The sequence below is a fragment of the Cellulosimicrobium sp. GQ32 genome, from assembly GCF_059758455.1.
The window spans coordinates 185,360-204,530 of record NZ_JCAXEP010000003.1 but is presented as its reverse complement, the minus strand read 5'-3'; the positions used below and the strand labels follow the sequence as shown (position 1 = coordinate 204,530).

The 19,171-nt window shown below is 76.7% G+C and carries 14 protein-coding genes; 9 read left to right on the top strand and 5 right to left on the bottom strand.

Annotation, left to right across the window (positions count from 1 at the left end; all coding sequences use genetic code 11):
• Positions 1–4: 4 nt before the first annotated feature.
• A complete protein-coding gene (locus AC6CH9_RS07050; protein ID WP_498154279.1) occupies positions 5–3,463 on the top strand; it encodes an ATP-dependent helicase in 3,459 nt (1,152 codons plus the stop codon).
• Between the two features lie 65 nt (positions 3,464–3,528).
• Positions 3,529–7,041 carry an ATP-dependent helicase gene (locus tag AC6CH9_RS07045; protein ID WP_498154434.1) on the top strand — a complete coding sequence of 1,171 codons (3,513 nt, stop codon included), beginning with the start codon at positions 3,529–3,531 and terminating at the stop codon, positions 7,039–7,041.
• 65 nt (positions 7,042–7,106) lie between these two features.
• Here AC6CH9_RS07045 and AC6CH9_RS07040 read toward each other — a convergent pair whose 3' ends face one another.
• Positions 7,107–8,027, bottom strand: coding sequence for a phosphotransferase (locus AC6CH9_RS07040; RefSeq protein ID WP_498154278.1), 921 nt, complete (start codon positions 8,025–8,027; stop codon positions 7,107–7,109).
• A gap of 71 nt (positions 8,028–8,098) precedes the next feature.
• Between AC6CH9_RS07040 and nudC the strand changes: the two genes are divergently transcribed.
• Entirely contained in the window at positions 8,099–9,133 is a 1,035-nt protein-coding gene (gene nudC, locus AC6CH9_RS07035) for an NAD(+) diphosphatase (RefSeq protein ID WP_498154277.1), read from the top strand.
• Between the two features lie 82 nt (positions 9,134–9,215).
• On the opposite strand, the gene AC6CH9_RS07030 is transcribed toward nudC, so the two are convergent.
• Positions 9,216–9,482, bottom strand: a complete 267-nt coding sequence (locus AC6CH9_RS07030) for a mycoredoxin (RefSeq protein ID WP_047233411.1) — start codon at positions 9,480–9,482, stop codon at positions 9,216–9,218.
• Positions 9,483–9,686: 204 nt separating this feature from the next.
• Here AC6CH9_RS07030 and AC6CH9_RS07025 point away from each other — a divergent pair, with 204 nt between their 5' ends.
• The 3 genes from AC6CH9_RS07025 to AC6CH9_RS07015 all read left to right on the top strand — a co-directional run bounded on the left by AC6CH9_RS07025 (position 9,687) and on the right by AC6CH9_RS07015 (position 12,681).
• Entirely contained in the window at positions 9,687–11,741 is a 2,055-nt protein-coding gene (locus AC6CH9_RS07025; protein ID WP_498154276.1) for an ATP-dependent helicase, read from the top strand.
• A gap of 154 nt (positions 11,742–11,895) precedes the next feature.
• On the top strand, positions 11,896–12,063 hold the full coding sequence (locus AC6CH9_RS07020) for a hypothetical protein (RefSeq protein WP_156186406.1): 168 nt from the start codon (positions 11,896–11,898) through the stop codon (positions 12,061–12,063).
• A 105-nt stretch (positions 12,064–12,168) separates the two neighbouring features.
• Positions 12,169–12,681, top strand: coding sequence for a WhiB family transcriptional regulator (locus tag AC6CH9_RS07015; RefSeq protein ID WP_498154275.1), 513 nt, complete (start codon positions 12,169–12,171; stop codon positions 12,679–12,681).
• On the opposite strand, the gene AC6CH9_RS07010 is transcribed toward AC6CH9_RS07015, so the two are convergent.
• Positions 12,655–13,776 (bottom strand): ThiF family adenylyltransferase, encoded by a 1,122-nt coding sequence (locus tag AC6CH9_RS07010; RefSeq protein ID WP_498154274.1) that lies wholly within the window; start codon positions 13,774–13,776, stop codon positions 12,655–12,657. The two genes, AC6CH9_RS07015 and AC6CH9_RS07010, sit on opposite strands and share 27 nt — an antisense overlap.
• 228 nt (positions 13,777–14,004) lie before the next feature.
• Between AC6CH9_RS07010 and AC6CH9_RS07005 the strand changes: the two genes are divergently transcribed.
• Positions 14,005–14,595 (top strand): YgjP-like metallopeptidase domain-containing protein, encoded by a 591-nt coding sequence (locus AC6CH9_RS07005; protein WP_498154433.1) that lies wholly within the window; start codon positions 14,005–14,007, stop codon positions 14,593–14,595.
• A gap of 18 nt (positions 14,596–14,613) precedes the next feature.
• Here AC6CH9_RS07005 and AC6CH9_RS07000 read toward each other — a convergent pair whose 3' ends face one another.
• Entirely contained in the window at positions 14,614–16,146 is a 1,533-nt protein-coding gene (locus tag AC6CH9_RS07000) for a zinc-dependent metalloprotease (protein WP_498154273.1), read from the bottom strand.
• 153 nt (positions 16,147–16,299) lie between these two features.
• Here AC6CH9_RS07000 and AC6CH9_RS06995 point away from each other — a divergent pair, with 153 nt between their 5' ends.
• Together AC6CH9_RS06995 and AC6CH9_RS06990 are read left to right on the top strand one after the other, a co-directional pair.
• Positions 16,300–17,310 (top strand): NAD-dependent epimerase/dehydratase family protein, encoded by a 1,011-nt coding sequence (locus tag AC6CH9_RS06995; protein ID WP_498154272.1) that lies wholly within the window; start codon positions 16,300–16,302, stop codon positions 17,308–17,310.
• A gap of 80 nt (positions 17,311–17,390) precedes the next feature.
• Positions 17,391–18,497, top strand: coding sequence for a YlbL family protein (locus tag AC6CH9_RS06990; protein ID WP_498154271.1), 1,107 nt, complete (start codon positions 17,391–17,393; stop codon positions 18,495–18,497).
• 15 nt (positions 18,498–18,512) lie between these two features.
• Here the strand turns inward: AC6CH9_RS06990 and AC6CH9_RS06985 are convergent, their stop codons facing one another.
• Positions 18,513–19,139 (bottom strand): PPA1309 family protein, encoded by a 627-nt coding sequence (locus AC6CH9_RS06985; protein ID WP_498154270.1) that lies wholly within the window; start codon positions 19,137–19,139, stop codon positions 18,513–18,515.
• Positions 19,140–19,171: the final 32 nt, after the last annotated feature.

Here is a 19,171-nt window from a genome sequence, read left to right as displayed (position 1 = left end):
GTCCGTGCCCCGGACGACCGCCCCTCGCCTCGTCGCGCGGCCTCGCGACCACGAGGCCGACGTCACGCTCGACGACTCCCAGCGCGCGGCGCTCGCCGCGGCGGCCGGGCCGGGCGCGACGCTCGTCGTCGGGGCGCCCGGCACCGGGAAGACGCTCGTGGCGCAGGAGGTCGTGCTGGCGGCGCTCGCCGACGGCCTCGCCCCGGAGCGCGTGCTGCTCCTCGCCTCGTCCCGGCGTGCCGCCGCGTCGCTCCGCGACCGCCTGTCGGCCCGCGCCCGCCGCACGGTCGGGGCGCCGATGGTGCGCACCGCCGCCTCGGCGGCCTTCGCGGTGCTGCGCGAGCGCGCGGCCGCGCTGGGAGAACCCGTCCCGACGCTCATCTCCGGACCGGAGCAGGACCTCGTCCTCTCCGAGCTGCTGGAGGGCCACCTGGAGGGCGACCTCGCGCACCTGGGCTCGCCCCTGGTCCTGCCGCCCGGCCTGCCCGAGGAGGCGCTCGGGCTCCGGGGCCTGCGCCAGGAGCTCCGCGACCTCCTCATGCGTGCGGCGGAGCGCGGCCTGACGCCCGCGGACCTCGCCGCGCTGGGCGACCGCTACGAGCGGCCGGAGTGGTCGCTGGGCGCCCAGCTCTTCGCGGAGTACCTCGACGTGACCGCGCTGCGCGCGGGGACGCCGGACGCGGGCGCCCGGTTCGACCCCGCGATCGTGGTCGACGAGGCGGCCGAGGCCCTGCTCGCGTGGGACGACGAGGTGCCCGACGCCTCCCGGCCGCGCTGGGACCTCGTCGTCGTCGACGACTACCAGGAGGCCACGGTCGCGACGGCGCGGCTCCTGCACGTGCTGCACGACGACGGGGCGCGCCTCGTGCTGCTCGGCGACCCCGACGCCGCCGTCCAGACGTTCCGCGGGGCGAGCCCGGGCCTCGTGGGCCGCGCGTCCGCGCCCGTCCGCAGGGACGGGGCCCGGCGCGGTGAGCTGGGCGCGCGGGTGGCCGTGCTCGCTACGGCGTGGCGGCAGCCCGGCCCCCTGCGCGAGGTCACGCGGCGTGTCGCCGCGCAGGTGGGGACCGTGGCCGGCGCCGTGCACCGTGGTGCCGTGCCCCGGCACGCGCCGGCCGCCGCGCCAGGGGCGGACGACGCGGCGGGTGCGGGCGGCGCCTCTGGCGCGGACGACGCGCCGGAGGGAGCAGGCTCGGGAGGCGGGGTGGGCTCCGGTGCGCCGCCCGTGCAGGTCGTCGTGCTGTCCGCCGTGGCGCAGGAGGCCGCGTTCGTGGCGCGCGAGCTGCGGGCCGAGCACCTGCTGCACGGCACCCCGTGGCACCGGATGGCGGTCGTCGCCCGCACCGGGACCCGCCTCGCGGCGCTCCGCCGCGAGCTCGTGGCCGCCTCCGTACCGGTCACGCTGCTCGGCTCCGACGTCCCGCTGCGCGACGAGCCGGCCGTCGCGCCGCTGCTCGCCGCGGTCCGTGTGTGCGTCGCGGACGCGGACGACGTCGAGGCCCTCGACCCGTTCACCGCCGCAGCCCTGCTCACGTCCCCGGTCGGCGCACTGGACGTCGTCGCGCTCCGCCGGCTGCGGCGCGCGCTGCGAGCGGAGGAGCTCGAGGGCGGGGGCGGGCGCTCGTCGGACGCGTTGCTCGTCGAGCTGCTGCTGGACCCGGCACGCGCGGCGACGCTGCCGCCCACCGTGCGCCGCGGGCCGGTCGCCGTCGCGCGGGCGCTCGCCGCGGGCCGGGCGGCGGCGGCCGAGCCCGGCGCGACGGCGCAGACCGTGCTGTGGGCGGTGTGGGCGGCGACCGGGCTCGCGGAGCGGTGGCGGGCGGCGGCGCTCGACGGCGGCCCGGCCGGGGCGCGCGCGGACCGCGACCTCGACGCGGTGCTCGCCCTGTTCCGCGCCGCGGAGACCTTCGTCGACCGCATGCCCGGCGCGCCGGCCGAGGCGTTCGTCGAGTACCTCGCGTCGCAGGACCTGCCGGCCGACTCGCTCGCGGCGAGCGCGAGCGGCGCCGATGCCGTTGCGGCGCTGACGCCCGCGGGCGCCGCGGGGCGCGAATGGGACGTCGTCGTGGTCGCGGGCGTGCAGGACGGCGTGTGGCCGGACCTGCGCCTGCGCGACTCGCTGCTCGGGTCGCAGGCGCTCGTCGAGCTCCTCGCGGGCCGCGCGCACGACGCGCACGGCGTCGGGGCCCAGGCGCGCGCCCAGGTGCTCGCCGACGAGCTGCGGGCGTTCGTCGTCGCGACGTCGCGGGCGAGCCGGCGGCTCGTGGTGACGGCGGTCCAGGACGCGGAGGAGGCGCCGTCGGTGTTCTGCGACCTCGTCGTCCCGCCCGCCGCTCCCGAGGGGCCGGACGCAGGCCCGGGCGGCACCGACGGACCCGACGACGGGTCCCCGCGGCCGACGGCGACGGGCGGGCCGGGCGCCGCCGCCCCGGCACTCGGCGCGGACCCCGACGCGCGCCGGACCGTGCGCGTCGGTGCCCCGCTCGACCTGCGCGGGCTCGTCGCCGCCGCGCGCGGCGTGCTCGTCGAGGCGGCGGCTCGCGAGCCCCGCGCGGGCGGGCTCGCCGAGGAGGGCTCGCCGGACGCGCGCGCGGTCGCCGCGGCCACGCTCCTGGCCGACCTGGGCGAGCTCGGTGTCGCGGAGGCGCGGCCCGAGACCTGGTACGGCGTCGCGGGCGTGTCGAGCGCCGCACCCCTGCGCGGCGCGGAGGAGATCGTCACGGTGTCGCCGTCGAAGGTCGAGACCGTCTCGACCTGCCCGCTGCGGTGGTCGCTCGAGGCCGCGGGCGGCACGGCGCCGGACGCGACGCACCAGAGCCTCGGCACGCTCGTGCACTCGATCGCGGAGACCCACCCGTCGGGCTCGCTCGCCGAGCTGCGCGCGGAGCTCGACCGCCGCTGGGCGGAGCTCGCGCTGCCGGAGGGCTGGCCGACGCGCCAGCTCCGCCGTCGCGCGGAGCGCATGATCGAGAAGCTCGCGGCCTACGTGGCGCAGGCGGGCGAGCCGCTCCTCGTCGAGCCGACGTTCGACGTCACCGTCGGACGCGCGTGCCTGCGCGGGACGATCGACCGGGTCGAGGCCGCGGGGGACGGCGAGGTCCGGGTCGTCGACCTCAAGACGGGGCGCCGTACGGCGACCAAGGCGGAGGGCGCGGAGCACCCCCAGCTCGGCGCCTACCAGCTCGCGGTCGAGGCGGGCGCGCTCGACGTGCCCGAGGGGACGCGGAGCGCGGGGGCGCAGCTCGTCTACGTGGGGAGCACGCACGTCGGCCCTGCCGTCGTCCCGCAGCCCGCCCTCGACCCGGCGCCGGACGGCTCGAGCTGGGCGCGCGACCTCGTCGAGGAGGCCGCCGGGACGATGTCGGCGGCGACGTTCACGGCCCGCCAGAACGGGCTGTGCGAGATGTGCCCGGTGCGGCGCGCGTGCCCGGTGCAGCCCGAGGGCAGGAGGGTGGTCGCGTGAGCAGCGAGCTGTTCGAGCTCCCGGAGCCGACGCCGTCGGTCCGGCTGGTCGCCGCCGACGGCGTCGTGGTCGCGCCGCCCGAGGCCGCGGCACCCGCGGTCGAGCCGCCACCCCCGACGCTGTCCGCGACCCGGATCGCGGACCTGCTGGGGCGGCCCCGCCCGACCCCGGAGCAGGTCGAGGTGATCGAGGCACCGCTCGAGCCGACGCTCGTCGTCGCCGGGGCGGGCTCGGGCAAGACGGAGACCATGGCGGCGCGCGTCGTCTGGCTCATCGCGAACGAGCTCGTCGCGCCGGACGCGGTGCTCGGCCTGACCTTCACGCGCAAGGCGGCGGGCGAGCTGTCCGAGCGCGTCCAGGTGCGGCTCGCGCAGCTCGCGCGCGCCCGCGGCGGCGCGTCGTCCGCCCTCTCGCTGCTCGACCGGCCGACGGTCGCCACCTACAACGCGTACGCCGCCTCGCTCGTCGGCGACCACGGCCTGCGCGTGGGCGTCGAGCCCGGCGCGCGGCTCCTCGGCGAGGCGCAGCAGTGGCAGCTCGCGTCCGAGGTCGTGGAGGGGTGGGACGACGACCTCGGCACCGACCGCGCGCTCAGCACGGTCGTCGCGGCCGTCCTCGGCCTGTCCGGCGCGCTCGGCGAGCACCTCCTCGAGCCGGGCGAGGCCCGGGACCGTCTCGCCGACATCGTCGAGCAGCTCGACGCGCTGCCGCTCGGGCCGCGGCAGAAGTCCCGGACCAAGGAGGTCGAGAAGCTCGTCGGCGACGTCGCCGAGCGCGTCCGGCTGCTCGACGTGGTCGCGGAGTACCGGCGTCGCAAGCGCGCCACGGACTCCCTCGACTTCGGCGACCAGGTGGCGCTCGCGGCCCGCCTCGCCCGCGAGGTCCCGGTCGTGGGGGAGACGGAACGGGCGCGGTTCCGCGTCGTCCTTCTCGACGAGTACCAGGACACGTCGCACGCGCAGGTCGAGCTCCTCGCAGGCCTGTTCGGCGGCGGGCACCCGGTGACGGCCGTCGGCGACCCGCACCAGTCGATCTACGGCTGGCGCGGTGCGAGCGCGGGCGGCCTCGCCCGGTTCCCCGAGCGGTTCCCGCGGGCGGCGGGCGACCGGTCGGCCGTGCGCTTCCTGTCGACGTCCTGGCGCAACGACGCCGCCGTGCTCGCCGCAGCGAACGTCACCGCCGGCCCGCTGCGTGGAGCCGGGGGCGCGGGCGCTGGTGACCGCGTCGAGGTGCCGCCGCTCGCGCTGCGGCCCGACGCCGGGACCGGCACGGTGTCCGCGCACGTCGCGGCCACCGCGGAGGAGGAGGCCGCCGCGGTCGCGGAGCTCGTCGCGGCTCGGTGGCGGCCGGCGGGTGCGCCGGGCGGGCGGGTCACCGCCGCGGTCCTGTGCCGCAAGCGCAGCCAGTTCGCGGCGATCGAGGTCGCGCTGCGACGGAGGGGACTGCCCGTGGAGGTCGTCGGCCTCGGCGGTCTGCTCACGACGCCGGAGGTCGTCGACGTCGTCGCGCTCCTCGAGGCGGTGCACGACCCGTCACGCGGCGACGCGCTCGTCCGGCTCCTCACGGGACCTCGGCTCAACCTCGGGTCGGCGGACCTGCACGCCCTGGGGAGCCGCGCCGCGGACCTCGCGCGCCACGAGGGCGCGCTCGGGTCGCGCCGGCGCGCGGCGGCGCCGGCTGGCGACGACGGCACCGACCTCGTGGTCGTGGAAGGCGACGTCGCCGACCACCGCTCGATCGTCGACGCCCTGGACGACCTGCCGGACCCGGGCGAGCCCGCCGCCGACGGCCGCACGCTCACGGCGGCGGGGCACGCTCGCCTCGCGGCGCTGTCGCGCACCCTGCGGGCACTGCGCGGGCTGACCTACCTGTCCCTGCCGGAGCTCGTGGTCGAGGCGGAGCGCGCGCTCGGTCTCGACGTCGAGGCCGTGACGAACGAGGCGCTGCTCGCGTCACGCCGGCTCGTGGACCCCGAGGCCGTGAGCGACCGGGCGCGCGAGCACCTCGACGCCTTCCGCGACGTCGCCGCGACGTTCACCCAGACGGCGGACGTCGTGACCCTCGGCGCGTTCCTCGCGTGGCTCGGGGTCGCCTCGACGCGCGAGAACGGGCTGGACCTGCCCGTGCGCGAGCCGGACCCGGACGCCGTGCAGGTCATCACCGCGCACGCCGCGAAGGGGCTCGAGTGGGACGTCGTCGTCGTCCCCGGGCTCGTCGACGGCGTGTTCCCGACGACGGCGCAGTCGTCCTCGGGAGTGCGCGCAGACAGCGGGTGGCTCACCGACGTGAGCCAGCTCCCGTACCCGCTGCGCGGCGACGCCGCCGACCTGCCGGAGTTCCGGTTCGACCTCGCGTCGGACACCAAGGAGCTCGTGGCGCGGCGCGACGAGTTCCGCGCGGCGAGCGGCGAGCACCAGCTCGCGGAGGAGCGCCGGCTCGCCTACGTCGCGTTCACCCGGGCGCGCCGCGAGCTGTACCTCACGGCGTCGTGGTGGCAGACGGGCTCGCGCCCGCGCGTGCTCTCGCCGTTCCTCCTCGAGCTCGTGGAGTCCGGTGTCGTGGCGGCGGACGGCTGGTCGGCACCGCCCGGACCCGACGACACCAACCCGCTCGAGGACGTCGAGGTGACCGGCGAGTGGCCGGTACCCGACGATGCCCCCGTCGGCTCGGCCCGCGCGGTCCTGCGTCGCACCGCCGCTGCCGTCGAGCGCGCCCGCGAGGCGCGCGCGCGACGTCCCGACGGCGAGACGCGCGGTGGCTCCGATCCCGACCTCGGTGCGGCCGGCCCGACGTCGGCCGCGCCCGCTCCTGTCTCCGCGTCCGACCCCGCGGCCGACGAGGCCGAGAAGGGCCCGGCCGGGCTCACCGCCCCCACGGGCGTCCTCGTCGACGCCGAGGGGCGCGATCTCGTCGCGCTCGCCCGGGTCCTGCTCGCCGAGCGGGCCGAGCGCTCCGGCCGCGAGGTCGCGCTCCCGGCGCATGTGTCGGCGTCGAGCCTGGTCAGGCTCGCGGCCGACCGCGACGAGTACGCGCTGCACCTGCGGCGCCCCGTCCCGGTCGAGCCCACCGTGCACGCCCGCCGGGGCACGCGGTTCCACCTGTGGGCCGAGCGCTACTTCACGACGTCGTCGCTCCTGGACGTCGAGGACCTCCCCGGCGCGGACGACGACGACCTCGACCCGGACGCGGACCTCGAGACCTTGCAGCGGACGTTCCTCTCGTCCGAGTGGGCCACCAGGACCCCCGTCGCCGTCGAGGTCGACGTCGAGACCCCGGTCGGCGACACGGTGCTGCGCTCGCGCATCGACGCGGTGTTCCCCGAGCGGCCGGAGCACGCCGGAGGCGCGCGCGACGCCGTCGTGGTCGTCGACTGGAAGACGGGACGGGCGCCGAAGGACGCCGCCGCGCGCAGCGTGCGCGAGGTGCAGCTCGCGGTCTACCGGCTCGCGTGGTCGCGGTGGACGGGGCTGCCGCTGGAGAAGGTGAATGCCGCGTTCTACTACGTCGCGTCCGACGAGACCGTGCGCCCGCGCCGGCTTCTCGGCGAGGCGGAGATCGAGGCGCTGCTCGCGGGCTGACCCGCGGACCGGACCCGTGCGCGGGCGACCCGGGACCTCTCGCGACGGGGACGCCGAGCCGGGGGTCAGTCGTCGGCGTCCTGCGTGGCCTCGTCGAGGTCGGCCAGCATGTCGAGCGCGTCGGCGACGACGTCGTCGAGCCCGTGCCGCACCCCGTGCAGGAGCCAGCGCGCGAGCGCGAGCTCGCCGACGAGGAGCGCGCGGTCCACGAGGTGCGTGTCGGTGAGCTCGGTGCGGCGCAGCTGGTACGCCTCCATGATCGAGTCGATCGCCTCGGGTGGCGCGGAGACGAGCAGCCACGCGAGGTCGTCCGCGGGGTCGGCGACGCGCGCGCTCGCCCAGTCCGTCACGGCGACGACGCGGCCGCGCGCGACGAGCACCTGCTCCGGGCCGAGGTCCCCGTGCACGACGACCGGCTGGAACCGCCACAGCGACACGTTCTCGAGCGCGGTCTCCCAGCGGCGCAGGAGGGCCGTCGGCACCCTCCCGGTCGCGGCGGCCTCGTCGAGCTCCGCCATCCGACGGGTGCGGTACTCCTCGACGTCGTACCCGGGCAGTCCGGCGTCGTCGACGATCGTGCGGGGCAGCTCGTGGATCGACGCCAGCACGCGGCCGAGGTCGGCGGCGAGCCCGGGCCCGGGGCGCAGCGCGTCGACGTCGAGCGTCGTCCCGTCGAGCGCGGGGTGCACGACCGCGCGCCCACCCTCGGGCAGGAGCGCGGTGCCGCTGATCCGGGGCACCGCGAAGGACAGCACGCCGGTGTCGGCGTAGAGCTGGAGCGAGGTGAGGAGCTCCGCCTCGGCCTCGAGCGCCGCCCCCGCCTGGAGGCTGCGCGGGGCGCGCACGGTCCACCGGGCGCCCTCGGCGTCGGTCACGACGGCGGTGTCGTAGTCGCCCGGGTCCTCGACGGCCAGCGCGCTGCGGGCGTCGAGACCCGGCACGGCGGCGGTCGCGAGCGCGGCGAGGGTCAGCGGTGAGCGAGGCACCCGACCACGGTAGTCGGTCCCCGCCCGCCGCCAGGGGCACCCACGCCGGTCGCGTGGCCTACGGTCGGAGGGTGACCACCCCCGCCCCCCGACCGTCGTCGGGCACGCTTCCCAGGACCACCCTCCGCGACCTCCCGCTGCCGCTCGACGCGCCGGTCCTGGACCGCGCGGCTCACCGCCGCGGCGAGCCCGACCTCGTGGGGAGGCTCCGCGGCGAGGCCACCACCCGCGTCGTCCTCGTCCACCGCGGCCGCCTCGCGCTCGCCGGGCCGAGCCCGGCGGACGGCGTGGCGCTGCTCGACCCGGCGACCCTGGCCGACGTCGGTGCCGCCGCCGACGAGGACCAGCCGCGCTGGCTCTTCCTCGGGGAGGGGGACGGCATCGCGTACGTGGCACTCGTCCTGCCCGACGACGCGGACGCGGAGGAGGTCGACATCGAGGGCGTCGACGCCTCCGACCCGTTCGCGGTGCTCGCGCGCGAGCGGTCGTGGTCGGGGCTGCGCGAGCTCGTCGGCGGGCTCGAGGGGTCGCTGGCGGGGCTCGCGACCGAGGCCGTCGCCCTCGCGGCGTGGCACGCGAACCACACCCGGTGCCCGCGCTGCGGGGGCCGGACGACGGTCGAGAACGGGGGCTGGACGCGGCGCTGCGTCGCGCAGGGCGTGGAGCTGTACCCGCGCACGGACCCGGCGGTCATCATGACGGTCGTGCACGGCCAGGGTGACGACGAGCGGCTGCTGCTCGGCCACGCCGCGCACTGGCCCGAGCGGCGCTTCTCGACGCTCGCCGGGTACGTCGAGCCGGGCGAGTCCCTCGAGAGCGCGGTCCGGCGGGAGGTCGCGGAGGAGGCGGGCGTCGTCGTCGGCGAGGTCGCCTACCGCGGCAGCCAGCCGTGGCCCTTCCCGGCGTCGCTCATGCTCGGGTTCGCCGCGCGGGCGCTGACGACCGAGCTGCACGTCGACGGCGTCGAGCTCACCGACGCACGCTGGTTCACGCGCCCTGAGCTCGCCGCCGCGGTCCGGGCGGGCGACGTGCTGCTCCCGGGCCGCGCGTCCATCGCGCGCTCGCTCGTCGAGGACTGGTTCGGCGACCGCCTCCCCGACGCCTGAGCCCCCCGAGACGTTTGTGGGCATGAGATGGGCCCGGTTCGGGCGTCCGAACCGGGCCCATCTCATGCCCACGACCGGGGGGTCAGACGGCGAGGCGCTGCTTGACCTCGGCGAGCGACGGGTTGGTCGCCGCGGAGCCGTCGGGGAAGACGACGGTCGGGACCGTCTGGTTGCCGCCGTTGACCGACTCCACGAACTCCGCGGTCCCCGGGGTCTCCTCGATGTTCACCTCGGTGTAGCCGATGCCCTCGGAGTCGAGCTGCGTCTTGAGGCGGCGGCAGTACCCGCACCAGCTCGTCGAGTACATGACGATCGAGCCGGCGTCGGGAAGGGTCGGGGCGGTGCTCATCGAGGGCTCTCCAGGTGCGGGTCCGGGCGGCGCGTGCCGCGGGCGATCGGTCGTGACGGTAACACCGGCGGCCGGTGCGCTGTTCCCGCCGGGCTCCCGTGCCGCGCACCTCCCGCGCCGGCTCCGTGCCCGGTCCTGCGGTCTCGGACGCGTCCGGGACCGCAGGCACCCCCGTGTCACCGGCGCCTGAGAGAATCGCGGGTGATGTCCACGCCACCGGTCTCACGTCCGCCGTCCCTGCGTACCGCCGACGAGATCCTCGACGCGCTCGACCCCGACCAGCGCGACGTCGCGGTCGCGCTGCGCGGTCCGGTGTGCGTGCTCGCCGGTGCCGGGACGGGCAAGACGCGCGCGATCACGCACCGCATCGCCTACGGCGTCCGCACCGGCGTGTACGCGCCGACGAGCGTGCTGGCCGTGACGTTCACGGCACGGGCCGCGGGCGAGATGCGCACGCGCCTGCGCGAGCTGGGCGCGACGGGCGTCCAGGCACGCACCTTCCACGCCGCGGCGCTGCGGCAGCTCGGCTACTTCTGGCCCAAGGTGGTCGGCGGGGCGCCGCCGCGCATCCTCGAGCACAAGGCCCCGGTCATCGCCGAGTCCGCGCGCCGCCTCGGGGTCGGCGTCGACCGCGTCGCGGTGCGCGACCTGTCGTCCGAGGTCGAGTGGGCCAAGGTCTCGCTCGTCACCGCCGACGACTACGTCCGGGCGTGCGAGGCGATCGACCGCGAGCCTCCCGCGGGGTACGACCACCAGACGGTCGCGCGCCTCATCACGGCGTACGAGGACGTCAAGACCGAGCGGTCGGTGATCGACTTCGAGGACGTGCTCCTCATGCTGGGGGACATGCTCGCGACGCAGGGCGGGGTCGCGGACGAGGTGCGACGCCAGTACCGGCACTTCGTCGTCGACGAGTACCAGGACGTCTCACCGCTCCAGCAGTTCGTCCTCGACCAGTGGCTCGGGGGACGCGAGGAGCTGTGCGTCGTCGGGGACCCGTCGCAGACGATCTACTCGTTCACGGGCGCGACGCCGCACCACCTCCTCACGTTCTCCCGCACGCACCCGGGCGCACAGGTCATCCGGCTCGTGCGCGACTACCGCTCGACGCCGCAGGTCGTGAACCTCGCGAACCAGCTTCTCGCGCGCGCAGGGCGCGCGGGCGGTGCGCACCAGGCGCTCGAGCTCGTCGCCCAGCGGCCCGCGGGCCCACCGGTCGCGTTCACCGCGTACGACGACGACGAGGCGGAGGCCACCGGCATCGCCCAGCGGATCTCGCGGCTCCTCGCTGCGGGGACGCGCGCGAGCGAGATCGCGGTCCTGTACCGGACCAACGCCCAGTCGGAGGCGTTCGAGTCGGCGCTCGCCGACGCGGGCATCGGGTACCTCGTGCGAGGCGGCGAGCGCTTCTTCCAGCGCAAGGAGGTGCGCGACGCGATCGTGCTCCTGCGCGGCGCCGCCCGGTCTGCAGATCCGGACGTCGCGATGCCGGAGACGGTGCGCGACGTCCTCGCCGCCGCCGGGTGGGCGCCTGAGCCTCCCGCCGCGCGTGGTGCGGCGCGTGAGCGGTGGGAGTCCACGCAGGCGCTCGTCGCGCTCGCCGACGACGTCGCGGCGCTCGCGGAGGCGGCCGAGGGGCCGGCCCCGACGGTCGCGACGTTCGTCGCCGAGCTCGACGAGCGCGCCGCCGCGCAGCACGCACCGACCGTGGAGGGCGTGACGCTGGCGTCGCTGCACGCGGCCAAGGGCCTCGAGTGGGACGCGGTGTTCCTCGCCGGTGTGAGCGAGGGCCTCATGCCGATCTCGCTCGCGGAGACGGACGAGGCGATCGCGGAGGAGCGCCGGCTGCTCTACGTGGGGATCACGCGCGCGCGCGAGCACCTCGAGCTGTCGTTCGCGCGGTCGCGCAACCCGGGTGGTCGTGCGACACGCCGCCGGACCCGCTTCCTCGACGGGCTGTGGCCCGACGAGCCGGGAGCCCAGCGGACGCGTCGTCCGCGCGCCGGGCAGGCGCGGCCGCTGCTGACGGGGGAGTACGACCGCGAGCTGTTCGACAATCTGCGCGAGTGGCGGCGCCAGGTCGCGCAGGAGACCGACAAGCCGGCGTTCACGGTGCTCGTGGACACGACGCTCGCAGCGATCGCGGAGACGCGTCCCACCAGCACGGCCGCGCTGGCCCGCATCGACGGGCTCGGTCCGGCGAAGATCGAGCGGTACGGCGCGACGATCCTGGACATCGTGAGCCGCGCGGAGCGGTGACACGGAGCCGTTCTCGGGCTCCGAGGAGGGTTCGAAAAACTCGTCGAGGAAATTCCCGTAAATAAGTTGTGCGTCCCGCGACGCGCGACATATGGTCGACGAGTCCTGTTGGAGAGGGGCGCGCCGGGAGGCGGGCCTCGAACGGAGAGAGGGGGTGGGAAAGCTGATGAAGAACCAGATCGCCATGGCGAACCTGCTGGATAACGCGTCCGTCTACACGGGCACGCCAGGAGGACTCCGTCCGCGTGCAACCGCGCACCGCGGCGGCACCTTCGTCACCCGCCCCGCTCCCGACTCCGCCTCCAGGACACGTCTGGTCTGACCGACCAGAACCTTCCAGGCCGCGGAGTCCGTCTCGGACCCGTGGCCTTCGTGTTCTCCAGAGCACGTCTGCCGATGAGGATCACCGGTCTGTCCCGTCATTCCCATGACGGGGACCGCTGTCCTCGGGTCCTGTGACGACGACGTTCACACCCACGACAGGACATCACTGGAGGACATCGTGCGGCTCACCGCGCTGCTCGACAACATCACTGCCCAGGGCGGATCCGGCCCCTGGGTCCCCCACCAACCGCTGGCCACGCCCCTCGGCGAGAAGGACTCCGCGGAGTTCGACCGTCTCCTCGCGGGTCTGCTGCCCTGCCGCACCAACGACCCGGAGCTCTGGTTCGCCGAGCGGTCCGCCGAGGTCGAGGAGGCCAAGGCCCTGTGCCGCACATGCCCCCTCGTCGAGGGCTGCCTCGCCGGCGCGATCGAGCGTCGCGAGCCCTGGGGCGTCTGGGGTGGCGAGGTCTTCGTGGACGGCGTCGTCGTCGCGCGCAAGCGCGGCCGCGGCCGTCCGAGCAAGGCCGAGGTGCTCGCCCGCGAGGCCGAGCGCCAGGCGCAGGAGGCCGGTCGCGTCGAGGCCGGGGCGTCAGTCGGCGCCTCGACGGCGGCCTGACATGGTGAGCGACGCCCCGTCCGGGGGCGTGCGCGCCAGCTCGTCGCACCCGCAGCGCGGGTGGCGACCCGTCTCGCGCAGCCGCGGCACCGCATCGGGAGCAGGGATCTCGATGCGGGCCGTGGCTGCGCGGGGCACCAGCCCGTCGAGGGCTGCCAGGACCTGACCGAGCGTGACCGCGGCCGCCGACGCCGCGAGCGACGACTCCTCGACCGCGCGCACGGCACGGGCGCGCAGCTGCCGCGCGAGCTGAGGCCAGCACGGGTCAGCGTCCGCGTGGTGCAGGTCCGCGCACGTCAGGCACGGGTCGAGCCCCGGCCGGACGAACGGTCCGACGACGACGTCGGCCTCACGGACCACGACCGACAGGTGCGCCACTCCCTCTCCCACGATCCTCCCGACCCGTTCCGGGTCCGCCGCGCCGTGCTCGACCACGACCACGACGTCCGGTAGCGGGCCCGGTGGCCCCGCCGCCGCGGCGACGTCGGCCGACACGCGCGCGTCCGTGCCCGAGGTGACGACGACGCCGGGGGCTACCTCCTCGACGAGCCGCCGGACCGCGGCGTCGCGGGGCGCGCCGACGTCGCGCAGCCGGTACGCGCCCACCCCGACGTCCGTGGTGAGGACCGTGCCACGGTCCTCGAGGACGAGCGTGCCCACGCCGGCCGTCGCCAGGTGCACGGCGAGCGAGGCCCCGACCCGCCCCAGCCCGACGACGGCGACGGTCGCCCGGGCGCGGGCCGCGAGCACGCGGTGCCCGGCGCCGTCGGGCCGCAGCGCCGAGAGCACGCCCACGTCCGCCTCGCCGTGGCCCGGAGCGAGCGAGACCGTGCGTCGTCGGCGGGCGGGGACGAGCAGGTGCGCCTCCTCGAGGAGCCGGACGAGCGCGGCCCGGCGACCGGGCGACGGCGACCCGGTCTCGACGCCCTCGCCGCGCCGGGCCGACGGCGCGGCGAGCGAGCGCAGCCACTCCTCCTCGGCGGGCTCGAGCCCGGTGAGCCGGACCGACCAGCGTGGGTCGGTGCCGACCTGCACCTCGCCCGGGGCGCGCCGGAGCAGCGGAGCCTCGGGTCGCAGCACGCGTCGTCGCTGCACGTGTCCTCCGCGGGTCGTGGGACGGCGGCACGGTCGGCCGCCCGCCACGAGCGTGGCACGACGGGGCACTCCGACCCGAGTTGTCCACAGGCAGACCTCGACGACGGTTCGCGGGCGGTTCCTTGACCGGGAGCACAGCTCCCCGCGACGTCCGCTCGACCGGCTGGCGCGGAAATCCCCACCACGCGGCGTGGGGCCCTGCCTTTTCGTGGCCAGAACCACTACGGTCTGAGCGTGGTCCGGGAGACGATCGTGGAGGTTCGGCGCAGCCGCCGACGCAAGAGCACGGTGAGCGCCTACCGCGACGGCGAGCGCACCATCGTGGCGATCCCGGCGCGCTTCACCCGCGCCCAGGAGCGCGAGTGGGTCCAGCGCATGCTCGACCGCCTGGCCGACTCCGAGCGTCGGCGACGCCCCTCCGACGACGAGCTCGAGCGTCGCGCCGTCGAGCTGTCCGAGAAGTACCTCGACGGCCGCGCGCACCCGACGAGCGTGCGCTGGTCCGGGAACCAGGACCGGCGGTGGGGATCGTGCACCCTCATCGACGGGACGATCCGGATCTCGACCCGGGTGCGGGGGATGCCCCCGTGGGTGCTCGACTACGTGCTGCTCCACGAGCTGGCCCACCTGCTCCACGCCGGTCACGGCCCGGGGTTCTGGAAGCTGCTCGAGTCGTACCCGCGGACGGACCGGGCGCGTGGCTTCCTGGAGGGCGTCTCGTTCGCGCGCGACGCGGACCTGGAGCCCGACGGCGACGAGCCCGGCGCCCCCGTGGAGGACGCCGGGCTCGCCGCCGACGCGAGGTCGGAAGGTCCCTGAGCGGCGGGACGCCCGGGCTCAGCGCGCGGTGCCGCCCGCGTCCGTCGGTCCGTCGTCGGTGGCGTCGTCCGTCGTCCCGGTCGGGGGCTCCGTGCTGCCCGACCCCTCGGCGGCGCGGAAGATCTCCTCGAGCGCGCGGTCGACGTCGGCCTCCTCGATGCGGGTCACGGCCCTCCTGCTCTCGTAGCCCGCGGGGTCGTCGAGGTCCGTGGCGTCGGGCAGGAGGTCGGGGTGGTCCCAGACGCCGTCGCGCGCGCTCGCGCCGGACTGCCCGGCGATGAGCGCCCACAGCGCCGCCGCGTCGCGCGAGCGTCGGGGACGCAGCTCCAGGCCGACCAGGGTGGCGAAGGTGTGCTCGGCGGGGCCGCCCGCGGCACGACGGCGGCGCAGCATCTCGCGCAGCGGGACCGCGTGGGGCAGGTGGGGGAGGGCGGCGGTGGCCGTCACCTCGTCCACCCAGCCCTCGACGAGCGCGAGCGTCGTCTCGAGCCGCAGGAGCGTGGCCTGCTGCTCGGGAGTGTTCTGGAGCCCGAAGACGCCGCCGGACAGGGCACGCTGGAGGGCGTCCGTGTCGGTGAGGTCGACGTCCGAGAGCTGCGACTCGAGCGCCGACAGGTCGATGGTGATGCCGCGTGCGTACGCGTCGACGAGGCCGCGCAGGTGGCCGCGCAGCCACGCCACGTGCGTGAAGAGGCGTGCGTGGGCCGCCTCGCGGAGCGCGAGGAACAGGCGGACCTCGTCGGCGGGAGCGTCCAGACCCTCGGCGAACGCCTCGACGTTCGTCGGCAGGAGGACCGTCCCGGGCTGGTCGAGCAGGGGCAGCCCCACGTCGGTGGCACCGAAGACCTCGCGCGACAGCGTGCCCGCCGCCTGGCCCACCTGCATGCCGAAGACGGCCGCGCCGAGGCGACGCATGAGCGCCGCGGGGTCGCCCGGCATCCCGAGCGCGCCGGCGGGGAGCCCGGGCACCTGGCCCGGGAGCGTGAACCCGACGCCGGGCAGCGCCGACGGGTCGTCGCCGAGGCCCTCCGGGAGCTGGTCGCGCAGGACCGTCGCGAGCGCGTCGGCGACGGACGCCGCGACGGGCGCGACGAGCTCGTTCCAGGCCGGGAGCGTGTGCTCGACCCACTCCGAGCGGCTCCAGGCCTGGGCGCGCCCGCCCGAGGGCGGGAGGTCGGTGACGGCGTCGAGCCACAGCTCGGCGACGGACAGCGCCTCGGTCACCGCCCGCTGCTGCGCCGTCGTGACGGAGGGGTCGCCCTCGGCGACCGCGACCTGGCGCGCGACGTCGTGCGAGACGTCCGTGTTCACCGGGCCGTCGCTCGGCGTCGACAGCAGCCGCTGGACCTGCGCGAGGACGTGCTGGAAGAGCTGGGGGTCCGCCGCGCCCCCGGCGGCGAGCGACTGGGGGTCGAGGCCGCGGGCACGGAGCTCGCGCAGCGCCTCGTCCGCGTCGGGTCCGAGCATCGAGCGGAGGAGCTCCTCGAACCGCGGGTCGAAGGGCGTGTCGTCGTCCGGTCCGGGCGTGCGGTCGGGGGGAAGGCTGCTCATGGCGACTCCTCACGGTAGCGTCGGTGATCACCGTAACCACGATCGACCGCCGAGAACGGGGGCTGGGCCATGTCCGAGGGCCGGGTTCGCTCACGGCGCAGCGAGGCGGTCCCCGCCGGGGGACAGCCCCCGGGCGAGCCGGGGGAAGACCCCGTGGTCGGGCCCGTCACGCCTCCGCGCGACCCCGTCGTGGTCGTCGGGGTCGGTCAGGTCGCGGACGCGGTCCGCCGGGGGCTGGGCGCCGCCGAGGCGTCGCCCGTGGACGCGGACGGGTGGCCCGACGGCGCGCGCCGGCTCGTCGTGGTCGCTCCGGCAGGGGAGTTCGGGGCGCCGCGAGCGAAGACCGACGCCGAGCAGCGCGCCCGGCTCGCGCTCCTCGGCCGGCGCGCGGGCGAGGCCGCGGTCGCCGCGGGGATCGAGCACGTCGTCGCGGTGACCACTGCCGCCGTGCACGGCGCGACGCCGGGCCGCGCGGTGATCGAGGACGACGACCCGGTCGCCGTCGACGACGGACCCGGCTTCGCGGGGGACGTGGCCGCGTTCGAGGACGCGCTGCGCGACGCGCTCCACGGGGTGCCGCTCGCGCTCGTGCGGCCGGCGGTCGTCGTCGGTCCCGGGATCGACACGCTCCTCACGCGGCACTTCGAGGCCCCGCGCCTGCTCACGGTCCGCGGCGGGGAGCGCACGTGGCACCTCGTGCACGTCGAGGACGTCGTCGCGGCGGTCGGCGTCGCGCTCGACGGCGGCCTCGTCGGCGGGCTGACGGCCGGTCCGCTGCGCGACGGGCTCCCGGACGCGCTCGACTCCGAGACGGTGGCCGCGGCGGCGGGCCTGCGCACGGTCCAGCTCCCGTCGGCGACGGCGTTCGGCGCGGCCGAGCGGCTGCACCGGGTCGGGGTGCTGCCGTCCCCGGCGAGCGACCTGGCGTTCGTCGTGCACCCGTGGTCGGTCGCGGCCGAGCGCCTGCACGACGCGGGGTGGTCGCCGACGTGGTCGGGCGCCGCGGCGCTGGAGGTGCTGCTCGCGGAGGTCCGCGGCCGGGTGGGCGTCGTGGGGCTGCGGTTCGGCGGTCGTGACGCCGCGGCGCTCGGTGCCGCGGGAGCGGCCGTCGCGGTGCTCGGGACCGCGGCCGTGTGGCGGCAGGCGCGGTCGCGACGCCCCTGACCGCTGGTAGGTCGGGAGCGTCAGCGGCGCGCGGGCGCGGTCGGCAGGGAGATCCCAGCATCCTCGGGGATGATGTCCCGGTGAGCGACGCCCCCTCCTTCGACGCCCTCCTCGCCGAGGACGAGCACGTCCCGCCGCCCGTGACCCGGCGGTCCCTGACGTTCGGCATCTCCCTCCTCGCGACGACGCTGCTCGTCGCGGGCCTCGCGATCCTGCCCGCGCCGTACGCGGTGCGGTCGCCGGGGCCGACGGAGGACACGCTCGGCGAGCAGGACGGCACGCCGCTCATCTCCATCACGGGGGCCGAGACCTTCGACTCGACAGGCGAGCTGCGCCTGACCACCGTCTCCGTCGCGGGGGGCCCCGGCTACCCCGTCAACCTCGCCCAGGTCGTGCAGGGGTGGCTCGACCGGTCGCGCAGCGTGCGCCCCGTCGAGGAGGTCTTCCCGACCGGCCGCACCAAGGAGGAGACGGAGCAGCAGGGCCAGGCCGAGATGATCTCCTCGCAGGAGAACGCCACGGTCGCGGCCCTCACCGAGCTCGGGTACGAGGTCCCGGCCACGCTCACGGTCGAGGCCGCGGTCCCGGACAGCGGGTCGGACGGCGTCGTCGAGCCGGGCGACGTCATCGTCGCGCTCGACGGCGCGCCGGTCCCGACGTACCAGGACCTCATCGACGGCCTCGAGGCGGTCGAACCGGGCGCGGACGTGACCCTGGGCGTCCTGCGGGACGGTGCCGAGACCGACCTCACGGTGACGACGACGGACGGCGGCGACACGGCGCTGCTCGGGGTGTTCATCGACCCGACGTTCGACTTCCCGGTCGACGTGTCGATCCAGATCGAGGACATCGGCGGCCCGAGCGCGGGCACGATGTTCGCGCTCGGCATCGTCGACCAGCTCACGCCCGAGGACGAGGCGAACGGCGTCGTCATCGCGGGGACGGGCACCATGAGCGTCGAGGGCGACGTCGGCCCGATCGGCGGCATCCAGCAGAAGCTGTACGGTGCCCTGCGCGACGGCGCCACGTGGTTCCTCGCGCCGCAGGCCAACTGCCCGGAGGTCGTGGGCAACGTGCCCGAGGGCCTGCACGTCGCCGCGGTCTCGACGCTGGCCGACGCCCGCGCGGCCATGGAGGCGATCGGCGCGGGCGAGGGCGACTCGCTCGCGACGTGCGAGGCGCGCTGACGACGGCCGCTCGCGTCAGTCCTCGAGCGTCGCGCGCAGCGCGGTGACGAGGCCGGGGACGAGGTCGGGTCCGCCCGCGACGTCGCTGGCCGCGTCGTGCGCGCGCGACCGGACGGCGCACCAGGCGGGACCGTCGCGCAGCACGCCGACGGCGAGGCGGACGTCCTGCCGGTCGGGGTGGGACGTGAGGTAGTCGAGCGCCGCGTCAGGGTCGTCGGGCACGCCCTCCTCGGCGGCCGGGGGCAGGACGATCCGCTCGACGACGAGCGCGGCGCCGTCGACCGTCGCGGGCCAGGCGACGCGCGCGAGCCCGTCCTCGAGGTCGCCGTCCACGGCGAAGCCCTCCTGCTCGATCGAGAGGAGGTGGTGCGGGTCCGCCGTGGCCGCCGCGACGACGTCGGGCGGCAGGCGGTCCGCGAGCGTCGGGTCGGCCGCGAGCGCCCCGGCCGTCGCGACGAGCGCGAAGAGCCGCGGCGGGGCGTCCCAGCCGGCGTCCGCCGCGTGCGCCTCGATCTCGTGGACGGCGAGCGCGAGCGCGTGCTGCGGCGTCGGGCCGCCGGGCGCCACCGGGTCGGGGCCGGAGCCGGAGCCGGAGCCGGGTGCGGGAGCGGGGGAGGGAGCGGCGTCGTCAGGCTGGGGCATGCCCCCATGGTCCCCCATCGCGCGCCGGCCGG